This is a genomic window from Chitinophagales bacterium (genome assembly GCA_041392475.1).
Taxonomy (GTDB): domain Bacteria; phylum Bacteroidota; class Bacteroidia; order Chitinophagales; family UBA2359; genus JAUHXA01.
The window spans coordinates 964,126-976,010 of record JAWKLZ010000002.1 but is presented as its reverse complement, the minus strand read 5'-3'; the positions used below and the strand labels follow the sequence as shown (position 1 = coordinate 976,010).

Genomic DNA, 11,885 nt, shown 5'->3' with positions numbered 1-11,885 from the left:
ACAAATAGTTTACTCCTAATGGAGTTAGCAATGACCTTTATGCTTATGAGAATAAAAACCCCAAAATTGTTAATTTTATTGAGATTTGAAAAGAAATTTTTGAGGAATCGAAAAGGCTTATCTTCAAATCCTCTCAAAAAATAATCCTCCCATTTATGTCTGGAATTTATATTCATATTCCGTTTTGCAAACAAGCCTGTCATTACTGCAATTTTCATTTTTCGACTTCCCTAAAGTACAAAAACGAATTGATTGCTGCCTTGTTGCAGGAGATAGAACTGCGAAAGGACTATTTGCCGACCCCAAAAATCGAAACGGTTTATTTTGGAGGGGGAACGCCTTCGCTTTTGTCGGCAGACGAAATTCAACAGATTTTTGAGCAATTGAACCGATTTTACCACATTGAAGCGGATGCCGAAATCACCCTTGAAGCGAATCCCGATGACCTTTTACCCGCCAAAATTGAGGCATTGAAACAAACGCCTGTGAACCGTTTTAGCATTGGTATTCAATCTTTTGATGCGGAAGATTTGGCGTTTATGAATCGGGCGCACAATGTGGAGCAGGCAGAAACTTGCATCCGATTGGCGCAAGATGCGGGTTTTGACAATTTGACGATTGACCTCATTTATGGTGCGCCAACGACTTCGCACGAAAAATGGGAGCAAAATCTTCAAAAAGCGATTGATTTTGGTGTGCCACATATTTCGGCTTATTGCTTGACGGTTGAGCCAAAAACAGCTTTGGCGCATTTTGTGGCAACGGGCAAGGCGGCGGATGTGGACGAAGAACAGGCGGCACAACAGTTTGAAGTATTGGTAGAAACGCTCACACAGGCTGGGTTTTCACACTACGAAATTTCCAATTTTGGGAAAGTGGGTTGGGAGTCGAAACACAACAGCAGTTATTGGATGGGGAAGCCTTATATAGGCTTAGGCCCTGCGGCTCATTCGTTTGATGGTCGGTTGACCCGTCAATGGAATGTGGCGCACAATCAGCAGTATATAAAAGCGATTGCAGAAGGAACTGTGCCGAAAGAGGTGGAGGTTTTGAGTATTTCGGAACGCTTCAACGAATATTTGATGACTTCTTTGCGGACGATTTGGGGCTGTGATTTGGAGAAGGTGAGGCGGGAATTTGGGGAGGTTCTGTACTGCCATTTATTGAAGGAAATCCAACCGTTTTTGAAGCAGAGCCTATTGCAGCAAAAAGGTGATTTTTTGGTTTTGACGAATCAAGGGAAATTTTTGGCCGATGGGATTATTAGTGCCTTGTTTGATTGTGCTCTGGACTAACAATTAATCCGATGTTCTGTCAATGATAATCACCTTCAATCGCCGCCAATGTTTTCGCTTGGAACCGAAATTTTGGTAACAGTTAGAGCGAATTAGCCCAACAAATCATTCACCATCCAAAAACACTCATACACATACGGATCTCGTTGCAGCGTTTCTATCCAGCGTTGATTTCGAAGGATAGAAGCAGAATCCTGGGCAAGCGTAGAAGGGAGTAAGGGGATAACTTTGAAGCCTTCGATTTGACCGAATGTTTCGTTGCTGTATTTAGAGTAGTTTGCTGTTTTTTCTTGTTGGAGTTTGAAGTTTTCATAGTTCAAGTCCACCAGCGTATTGTCTTGTAGGTCTTTAATTTGTTGTGCCTTTTGAGTAGCCGATTGAAAGCGTTGGTTTAGGGTAAGTCTTTGGAGATGTAAGGATTTGAGGGATTCCAAATTTGGAGAAGAGGTGACGGATTGATGCACCTTTGTTATTTCGAGGTTGGCAGGAGGAAAAGCATATTTATAGACCCTTTCACCTGATTCGACAAAGGCATCGTTGTCGGGCAAAACGATGTCAGGGTGAATGCCTTCGTATTGAGGAGAACGACCGCTTGCGGTGTAAAATTTGCCGATGGTCATTTTGATTTCTCCCAAATGTAGTGTGTCTTCTCCGTCCACGGTTTCCACATCCACAAAACGCTGAATGGTGCCTTTTCCAAAAGTGGCTCGACCTCCCACAATGACCGCCCTACTATAGTCTTGCATCGTTCCCGCCAAAAGCTCTGATGCCGATCCACTTTGGGCGTTGGTCAGCACAAGTAATTTACCGTTGTACTGTACCTCACCATCTGTATCTTCAAAAACTCGGTGCGTTCCATCCCGATATTTCGCTTGCATGACGGGGCCGCTCTCCAAAAAATAGCCCATGATTGAGATTGCTTCCCTTGCGCTGCCGCCCTTGTTGTTCCGCACATCCAAAACAAGACCTTTCACTCCGTTTGCTTTCAGTAGTTCCAATTGTGCCAAAACGTGTGCTGCACATCCCTCATTACCACCATAAAATCGGGGCAATCTGATGTAGCCAATTTTTCGATTTTGAAGCGTGTCTTCCAGCAAAAAACACAGGGTAGGATCTAAGTCTATTTGGTCTCGCACAAGTGCGATTTCTTCTACTACCACATTTGTTTTTCTAAGTGTCAAATGAACCATTGAGCTTTTTTCACCTCTCAGTAAGGAGATTACTTCTTCGATGGACTTACCCAAAACGTCTATTGCAGGCTGATTATCTTCGCCAATCTTCAAAATCACATCGCCTTTTTCGACTTGCCGACTTTTCCAAGCAGGCCCACCAATGATGAGTTCGGTGATGTGCGGATATTCGTTGATGATTTCAATCTGTGCGCCAATGCCTACGAGAGTTCGGGTGAAATCTTCGTTCCATTTTTCCTTTTGGGCTCTGGACAAATATTCGGTTTGGACATCGTTTATTTTCAAATAGGCGTTTGTGTATTCCTCCAATCGTTCTTGTTTGCTGATAGCTTTCAACTTTTGGAACTTGATGGCCAACAATCGTTTAGCGTGACTGATGGCGTGTTGTTTTTGTTCTTCAAAAGAGGCTCTATGAGAGGCATTCTCTATTGACCACAATTCTTGTAGTACGATATACTTGACTTTTTTGCTCCATCTTTCCTTCAATGCTTGATTGTTAGCTGCATAATCCAGCTTGTCGGGATTGGATTCGAATTGTTCATTGGAGCTAAAATTCAAGTCTTTTTCCAATGCGTTTTGACTGTATTTTTCCGCCTTTTGAATGCCTTTTTGCAGTTGCTTCAATGTTTGATTGAAAAAATGGAAGGTACTATGTGACAATTCTTCGTCAATTTGATTCTCATATTGCTGCAATGAACGGATGTCTTTTTGGGTCAAAAACTCCTTGTTCGGGTCTATTTGTTGTAAGTAGAAATCGTATAGTTCTTTGGACAAAACATCGTCTATTACCTTGGGCTGCAAATGTTGTTCTTGTACAGCCTTTACGACCTGCGCTAAAAACAAAGGAGCTTCTTTGTCTTGTTGTAGCGTGAATTGACAACAACAGGTGATTGCAGTGAATAGACAGAGCAAAAATATAGACTTCATTCTGTTAGATTTGGTAAGTTTTACAAAAGACTTCAAGGTACTGTATAAGTTATTACTTATCAGAATGAATGTGTAATAAAAAATGTTAAAAAATAAATACAGATGGAGAATATGGTTATTGAAGGGCATAAAAAAGCCCCACAAAGATTTGCGAGGCATTTTTATTCTGAACTGAAACTGAACTGCTTTAATAAACATGTAGGTTTAGGGAAACTACACAAATTAAGGGTTTAGATGGCTTTTCTTATATCTTCTAAATAGTTTTGACTTAGGGTTATTTAGGTTAAAAATAGGGGGTTTTGGGCATTTTCTGTTTTTTCAAGAATTAGTTGGTTATAGAGTTATATTAGGTGTTTTCTTCTGCTACAAATATACAGTGGTAAGTGGGTGTGGGAAAAACAAAAAGAGCGAAAGGGAATTTTTTTAGGCTGAATGTGTTTTTTGGGTGAGTACGGTACTAAAACCTAAGATAAATCGTATAGTAAAACAGCAAAAGTGAATGTCCTATTATAAACTTGTACTTTTGCAGGAAATAATTTTATTTTTCAATCGAATACCAAAAGCATGATGAACGGTAAAAGATTTTTTTTGTTTTTGACGTTAATAGGAGTGTTGGGTCTGACGAGTTGTACGGGAGGTAAAAAATCTCGCTGCGAGGAGTGTCCTGAGTTTACCCAGCAAAACAATGATTTTTTCATAAACGATCAAAAAGCAAGTAAATATGAAACGTATAGTTCTGATAATGACAATAGGGTTGTTTACAATTGGAATGAGTAGTTGTTCTATATTCAAAAAATGTGACTGTCCAAAATTCAATTATTTGGAGGATGAGGTGTCACCTTTGGAAGAAGAAGCGGTTGTATTTGAAGTGATAGAAAATTGTACTGATCCCTTGGAGGAAATATATTGACATTAATTGAAGAAAAAACTGAACACAGGTAGGGGCATTTTGTTATTGCGAGTACTATAACCTTCACTTAGAGTTACAAAATGAACGAATCTTATGTTTGGATTTTTTAAAAAAGACCCTGTTAAAAAACTGCAAAAGGAATACCTGCAATTGATGGAAAAAGCACGGGATATTCAACGAAGTGGCGATGTTGTTAAGGCAGCATTGGTGTATGAAGAAGCAGAAAAAATTGCCGTAAAAATTGAAGAATTGTCACGCTGAATTTTGATTAAAAAAGAGAATAATTCTCCCTCCTCACCTTATACCATTGTTGATTTTTCTTTTGTAATACGATGATAATCAATAAAAAAATATTTTCCAAATGGATTTTAATTTTTTATTGATTATTTTAGTGTAAGTTATTCCCTGAATAATTCTATCTTTAGATGTCAATTGAATGTAAGCTTTCAATGTTTGACTAGTAAGTTTATGTTTACTACGCTCATCTAACTTTTCTACTAAGATAAATTATTCTAAACCAATCCTTCAATTTTCTGTAAAACATGGGCCTGTTTGATTTCCTCGATTTAACACACGAGATAGCTATAGATTTAGGAACTGCCAATACCTTAATTATTTATAAGGATAAGGTAGTTGTGGATGAACCTTCGATTGTGGCGATAGACCGTACTACGGGAAAGGTCATTGCTGTGGGACATCGTGCGATGCAGATGCACGAAAAAACCCACGAAAACATCAAAACAATTCGACCTTTAAAAGATGGGGTAATTGCTGACTTTGAAGCGGCAGAAGCAATGATTCGTGAGATGATAAAAATGCTCTACGATAAAAAACGTTGGTACACTCCTCAATACAAAATGGTAATTTGTATTCCATCGGGTATCACCCAAGTCGAAAAGAAAGCAGTATTCAATTCTGCCGAAGCAGCAGGTGCAAAAGAGCGTTATTTGGTGCATGAACCGATGGCTGCTGCATTGGGAATTGGTATTGACGTGAGCGAACCTGTTGGCAATATGATTATTGACATAGGTGGTGGCACAACTGAAATTGCAGTAATTGCTCTGATGGGTATTGTTTGCGATCAATCTATACGGGTCGCAGGTGATGAGTTTACGGCAGACATTATGGACTATCTTCGTCGTGAACACAACCTTTTGATTGGTGAACGAACTGCCGAAAATATCAAAATAAATGTGGGTTCCGCATTAACCGAATTGGAAAATCCGCCAGAAGATTATGCGGTTAATGGGCGTGACTTGATGACGGGAATTCCCAAACAGGTGACGGTTAACTACTCCGAAATTGCTCACTGCTTAGACAAGTCAATTTCTAAGATTGAGGAAGCTGTATTGAAAGCACTGGAAATTACTCCTCCTGAATTGGCGGCGGATATTTACCGAACAGGTATTTATCTCACAGGAGGTGGGGCATTGTTGCGTGGTTTGGATATTCGGATTGCGGCAAAAACCAAGCTTACTGTGCAAGTAGCCGAAGATCCATTGCGTGCGGTGGTAAGGGGTACGGGTGCGGCATTGAAGAATGTGGCGAAATATCCTTTTTTGATGAACAAATAAAAAATTCAAATTCAAAAATCAAGTTCAAATTCAACTTGTAGAGCTGCAATGTGTAGGCAGTTATTGAATTTGTTGATTCGATTTGAAATTTTACTTACGGTAGATGCGAAACCTCATATCTTTCATTTTTAAATACCATGCTTTCTTACTGTTTTTAGGTTTAGAAATAGTGAGCTTCGCACTTATTGTCCAACACAATCATTTCCAAAGAGCAAGTTTTATAAATTCGTCACAATCTACTGTAGCCTTTCTATACAATGAGGTGAATGAGTGGAGCGAATATATGGATTTGAAGCAGGTCAATGACAGCTTGATGGCGGAAAATGCCCGTTTAATGGCTGAGGCGGAAGCTGCAAAAAGTGCTTTAGACGAAGAGTTGCAAGACGATAATTTTACTTTTGGTACAGATACTACTTTGGTAGATACTTTGACAAGTACTTCCATTAGCGATCCTTCTGCCGTAGGTGCAACAGCCAACAACAATCAAGGAAATGGAGAACAGCAAATTATTGCAGATTCCATTTTTCATTTTATTGGAGCAAAGGTTATCAACAATTCTACCAATAGAGCCAACAACTTTTTGACCATCAACAAAGGAAGCAAAGACGGTGTGGCAATGGAAATGGGGGTAATCGGGCTGAATGGTGTAGTCGGTGTAGTGAAAGATGTTTCCGAAAACTTTGCTACCATCATTTCTGTGCTGCACCGAAGTATGCGGGTAAGTGCCAAAATCAAACGTAATAATTTTGTAGGATCTTTGCGATGGGAAGGAACTCGCCCAGATAGGGCTGTACTCAATGATGTTCCTAAACACGTTCATGTACAAAAAGGAGATACGATTCTTACGAGTGGTTACTCCAGTTTTTTTCCACAAAATGTGTTGATTGGAATTGTAGTAGATGAGCCACGTTCGGATCAAGGAAGTAACTTTTATAAAATAGATGTGGCATTGTCGACCAACTTCAATAGCATCCAATATGTGTATGTGGTAGATTATATTAGGAAAGCAGAAAAAAAAGCACTAGAAGAAGAAACGCAGAATGAGTAGAACAATAACAGCAAATATTATTCGATTCGTTGGTTTGTTGTTGTTTCAAACATTGATACTGAACCAAGTGGAGCTGCATGGAATCATCAATCCATACATCTATCCATTGTTCATCTTATTGTTACCCTTTGAAACGCCAAAATGGTTGCTCCTGTTTCTAGGTTTTGCCATGGGGATTTCGGTTGACTTCTTCACCAATACCCCCGGACTCCATGCCGCTGCAAGTGTATTGATAGCCTATTTAAGACCTACAGTATTGCTACTCGACAAACCCATCAGTGGCTACGAAAGTTTTCACCAACCCAGCATTGCCAGTTTAGGCTTCAATTGGTTTGTTTTTTATGCAGGTGTATGTATCACCATTCACCACTTATTCTTTTTCTTCCTCGAATCTTATAGCTTCGCCTTCTTTTTTTATACCTTAACGAAGGTCATAGCCAGTACAATAATGTCGCTAATAATCATTATTTTGTACCAATATTTATTCTATCCCAAGCGTTAAATCACCACAAACCATTCTACAGTCAAAGTAAGAGTAATTCAAGCATAAAAAAATGGAAGCCGTCAGCATACGCAAACATATCATCCAGCTAATTTTCATCATAACCGCCATTATTTTGTTGGCAAGGCTATTCTTCATTCAGGTATTGGACAATACATACGAAGCCAAAGCCATGCAAAATTCGGTCAGAGAAGTAACCATTTATCCTGCTCGTGGCCTCATTTTCGACCGTTTCGGACAATTGGTTGTCAACAACGAAGCAGTTTATGATTTGGTGGTCATCCCCAAAGAAGCAAGAAACAATAATTTAGATACCCTAAAACTGTGTCATTTACTGGATATTACCCAAGTAGAATTTGATAAAAGTGTGCAAGCACTCAAAAAATCAAAAGGTTATTCGCACTACAAACCCCAAGTATTGTTCAAGCAGATTCCCTACGATGTGTATGCCAAACTGCAAGAATATCTGTATCAATTTCCAGGATTTTATCCACAAGTGCGTACCGTTCGGCATTATCCTCATCAAAGCGCCGCACACATTTTGGGCTATATCGGAGAAGTCAATCAGCGCCAAATTGATACCTCTGAATACTACAAACTGGGTGACTATACAGGCATCAGCGGCATTGAGTTTACCTATGAAAAATGGCTTCGTGGCAAACGAGGCAAAAAATACATGGTGGTAGATGTGCTGAATCGAGAAATTGACACCTACGATGGTGGCGACATTGCAGATGCAGAAGCAGGCGAAAGAGTGACACTTTCGCTGGACATCGAATTGCAGAATTACGCCGAACAATTGATGGCCAACAAAAAAGGAAGCGTAGTAGCGATTGAACCTGCAACGGGTGAAATTTTGACGATGGTAAGCAGTCCTACCTACAATCCAAACATGCTCGTAGGAAGGGCTAGAGGCATTGGAATGAAAATGCTGCAAGCCGACACGCTCAAACCTTTGTTTAACAGAGCATTGATGGCGCATTATCCGCCAGGTTCAACCTTCAAACCACTGATGGGTTTGTTGGCCCTACAAGAAGAAGTCATTTACCCCAATTTTTACTATGGCTGCAATGGGGGTTATCATTTGGGAAGGTTGACCGTAGGATGTCACTACCATGCTTCGTGTGGCAGCGTATCCTCAGCAGTTCAGCACTCCTGCAATGCTTATTTTTGCCACCTCTTCAAATTATTCATTGAAGCAGATCAATTTGAAAATGTAGCAGTTGGTTTGACCAAATGGGACGATTATTTACATCAATTTGGTATGGGAACTACTTTACCCCTTGATTTGCCCCATGCCCATAAAGGATTTGCACCCGACACATCACTCTACAATAGAATGTATGGCAAAAACCGTTGGCGAGCAAGTACGATTATTTCTTTGGGAATTGGACAAGGAGAATTGGGGGTTACACCTCTACAAATGGCCAACTCTACGGCTGCAATAGCCAATCATGGATACTATTATTATCCACACGTAGTACGTCCGCCTCAATCTGATACGAGTAGTATTTATTTAAAAAGACAAAATATTGCCATTGCTGAACGCCATTTTGAAACCGTTGTAGATGGAATGCACAAAGTGGTTTTGGCAGGTACGGCAACGATTGCCAATGTGGAAGGTTTAGACATTTGTGGGAAAACAGGAACAGCTGAAAATCCACATGGCGCAGATCACTCCCTGTTTATCGCTTTTGCGCCAAAAGACAATCCCAAAATTGCCATTGCAGTTGTGGTCGAAAATGCGGGCTTTGGCGCACGCTATGGCGCACCGATTGCGAGTTTGCTAATTGAAAAATATCTCAATAGAGAAATTGGTGAAAAACGCAAATGGTTGGAAACTAAAATGTTGGAAGCCGATTTGTTGAATCCTCCAAAAATAGCTGCAAAGTGAGTACAAAAAAAACAAGCATAGATTGGTTGTTGGTTATCAATTACTTGCTGTTAGTAGGCATCGGTTGGTTGGCCATCTATACCGCTGACTACAATCCCGACCACAGCAGTATGTTCTCTTTGGAGCAGCGATATGGACGGCAATTTTTAGCCATTGCAGTCTGTTTGATTTTGGCATTGGTCATTCAAATATTGGATACCCGATTTTATACCGCTTTTGCCTATTTTATCTATGCCTTTTCGCTGTTTCTCTTGCTATTAGTGCTGTTTTTAGGTTCCGAAATATCAGGTTCTCGTTCTTGGTTCAAACTTGGATTCTTCAACTTTCAGCCCTCCGAAATTGCCAAGTTTGCTACTTGTCTTGCACTCGCCAAATATTTAAGTACATTGAATATTAGCCTGAAAGACAAACAACAACAAATGAATGCTTGGGCGATTTTATTGGCCCCTGTGTTGTTGATTTTACTGCAAGGAGATGCAGGTTCAGCCGTAGTATATGCTTCATTGGTCTTGGTGATGTATAGAGAAGGGCTATCGGGAGGTTACTTACTTTTAGGCGTTTTGGCAATAATATTATTCATTCTCAGTTTATTACAACCTTTTGAAGTAGTGGCAGGGGCTTTGGCCATCTTATTGTTTGTGGGACTTATTTACCAAAGAGGCTTTAACATTTCAATACTCCTTCGCTACATTATTCCTGTTTCCTTGCTCTTTGCCGCAGCTTATTATGTAGAGTCACAGTTGTTCCTGATTCTGCTATTTGTTGGACTGATTGTATTTTTATTGATTTCAATGGCTACCAAACGGTTGGTTTACATCATGGTAACATTTCTGTTTTGCTGCTCAATTTATGTGAAAGGAGTAGATTATGCCTTCAACAATTTTTTGAAGCCGCACCAGCAAAATCGTATTGGTGTTATATTGGGAACTATTGAAGACAACCGAGGAGTGGGCTACAACCTCAATCAGTCCAAAATCGCCATTGGATCAGGTGGTTTGTGGGGCAAGGGTTTTTTGCAGGGAACACAAAACAAAGGTAAATTTGTACCTGAACTAAGTACCGACTTCATTTTTTGTACCATTGGCGAAGAGTTTGGTTTTATGGGCAGTGTGGTGCTGATTGGTTTGTTCATCTTCTTGCTCTTACGCTTGATTGCCATTGCAGAACGGCAAAAATCGAAACTGACGAGAGTGTATGCTTATGGGGTTGCATCCATTGTGTTCTTCCATTTTCTGGTTAATATCGGCATGACCCTCGGCTTGGTACCTGTCATTGGGATACCTCTGCCTTTTATCAGCTATGGAGGTTCCTCGCTAATTGGTTTTACCCTCTTATTGTTTGTCCTAATCAAATTGGACTCCGAAAGATTGATGTATTTGAGGTAAAAAACTGTATTTTCGCATCTCTACCGTTTATATTAAAAATGAAGAAATTGAAACTATGGAACAAGTCGTAAACTCCCCTCTTGGGAGGGGCTGGGACTGGGTTAGCAAGTTGATTGCATACTTCAATTCTTATAATTATTTGAAATACTTACCTTTAGCTGTAATATGCATTCTATGTTTCTCCAATGCAATATCGGCGCAAACTCCAAAAATAACCGCAAGTCTTGACCGCTACGAAATAGAGGTCGGTGAACAGGTTAAACTTCAATTGGTGGCAGAATATGCTTCTGAAGTAGATGTACAATTTCCACTATTGAAGCTGGACAATGAGCAAGTAGAGATAGCAGAAATAGCTGATATTGATAGCACTCGACTAGAAAATGGCTTGATTCGGAAATTACAGGTTATTATGGTACAGGCTTGGGATACAGGTCAATATGTAATTCCTGCTCTTAGCTTTTACTACAAGAATGTCCAAAAAAACAGTAATTCAAAGGTAACTACGGAGGCACTTACTTTCTTTGTGAAATCACCTCTCGAAAATGCACTGCCTACACCAAACCCACAGGATAGCGCAGCAGTAGCAGGTGCAGAAATTCGTGACATCAAAGACATCAAAGAAATGCCTTTCACTTGGCAAGATGCGGTGCCTTATGTATTGATGGGACTGGTTTTGTTGTTGATTTTAGGAGGTTTGTTTTATTGGTGGCGAAAACGCAAACAAAAATTAGCAACTGCAACAGCCTACATTCCGCCTCCAAGACCTGCCCACGAAATCGCCATCGAAAAACTTCGAGGCTTGGAAGATGCTAAATACTGGCAACAAGGTGAGGTGAAAAAATATTATAGCGAATTGACCAATATTGTCCGAGAATACCTTGAAGGACGTTATTCTATTTTGGCTTTGGAGTCTACTACTGAGGAAATATTGCAAGATTTGCAGCAAAAGGATTTTGATACAGAACTTTGGAAAAAATTGAAGGAAATGCTGCAAACAGCGGATTTGGTGAAGTTCGCAAAAGCAAAACCCAGTATTGAAAAACACGCTCAATATTTGACAGATGCAAAAGAAGTCGTACGTATCACCAAGAAAACCATTGCAGTGACGGAAGAAGAAGCGGCTGTTGCCAATAAAAATCAAAATTGAAAGTGTATATCAA

Annotated in this window: 10 protein-coding genes; 9 read left to right on the top strand and 1 reads right to left on the bottom strand. The window is 40.0% G+C overall.

All coding sequences use genetic code 11. From position 1 onward, the window contains the following. The first annotated feature begins 155 nt into the window (after positions 1-155). Positions 156-1,295 carry a radical SAM family heme chaperone HemW gene (gene hemW / locus R3E32_17355; GenBank protein MEZ4886508.1) on the top strand — a complete coding sequence of 380 codons (1,140 nt, stop codon included), beginning with the start codon at positions 156-158 and terminating at the stop codon, positions 1,293-1,295. 92 nt (positions 1,296-1,387) lie between these two features. Here the strand turns inward: hemW and R3E32_17350 are convergent, their stop codons facing one another. After that, entirely contained in the window at positions 1,388-3,412 is a 2,025-nt protein-coding gene (locus tag R3E32_17350) for a carboxy terminal-processing peptidase (GenBank protein ID MEZ4886507.1), read from the bottom strand. 721 nt (positions 3,413-4,133) lie between these two features. On the opposite strand from R3E32_17350, the gene R3E32_17345 reads away from it, so the two are divergent. The 8 genes from R3E32_17345 (at position 4,134) to R3E32_17310 (ending at position 11,872) form a co-directional block, all read left to right on the top strand. Then, positions 4,134-4,322 carry a hypothetical protein gene (locus R3E32_17345; GenBank protein MEZ4886506.1) on the top strand — a complete coding sequence of 63 codons (189 nt, stop codon included), beginning with the start codon at positions 4,134-4,136 and terminating at the stop codon, positions 4,320-4,322. A 93-nt stretch (positions 4,323-4,415) separates the two neighbouring features. Then, positions 4,416-4,583 carry a DUF6435 family protein gene (locus tag R3E32_17340; GenBank protein MEZ4886505.1) on the top strand — a complete coding sequence of 56 codons (168 nt, stop codon included), beginning with the start codon at positions 4,416-4,418 and terminating at the stop codon, positions 4,581-4,583. Positions 4,584-4,864: 281 nt separating this feature from the next. Continuing rightward, complete coding sequence (locus R3E32_17335; protein MEZ4886504.1) at positions 4,865-5,896, top strand: rod shape-determining protein; 1,032 nt, start codon at positions 4,865-4,867, stop codon at positions 5,894-5,896. Between the two features lie 103 nt (positions 5,897-5,999). Then, positions 6,000-6,944, top strand: a complete 945-nt coding sequence (mreC, locus tag R3E32_17330; GenBank protein MEZ4886503.1) for a rod shape-determining protein MreC — start codon at positions 6,000-6,002, stop codon at positions 6,942-6,944. After that, the gene (locus R3E32_17325; protein MEZ4886502.1) at positions 6,937-7,446 is read left to right on the top strand and encodes a rod shape-determining protein MreD; all 510 of its coding nucleotides are present in this window, start codon (positions 6,937-6,939) and stop codon (positions 7,444-7,446) included. The genes mreC and R3E32_17325 overlap by 8 nt, the downstream gene beginning before the upstream one ends. Positions 7,447-7,498: 52 nt before the next feature. Further along, complete coding sequence (gene mrdA / locus R3E32_17320; GenBank protein ID MEZ4886501.1) at positions 7,499-9,340, top strand: penicillin-binding protein 2; 1,842 nt, start codon at positions 7,499-7,501, stop codon at positions 9,338-9,340. Next, entirely contained in the window at positions 9,337-10,725 is a 1,389-nt protein-coding gene (rodA, locus tag R3E32_17315) for a rod shape-determining protein RodA (GenBank protein ID MEZ4886500.1), read from the top strand. Before mrdA ends, rodA begins: the two co-directional genes overlap by 4 nt. 55 nt (positions 10,726-10,780) lie before the next feature. Then, positions 10,781-11,872, top strand: coding sequence for a BatD family protein (locus R3E32_17310; GenBank protein ID MEZ4886499.1), 1,092 nt, complete (start codon positions 10,781-10,783; stop codon positions 11,870-11,872). Positions 11,873-11,885 lie beyond the last annotated feature (13 nt).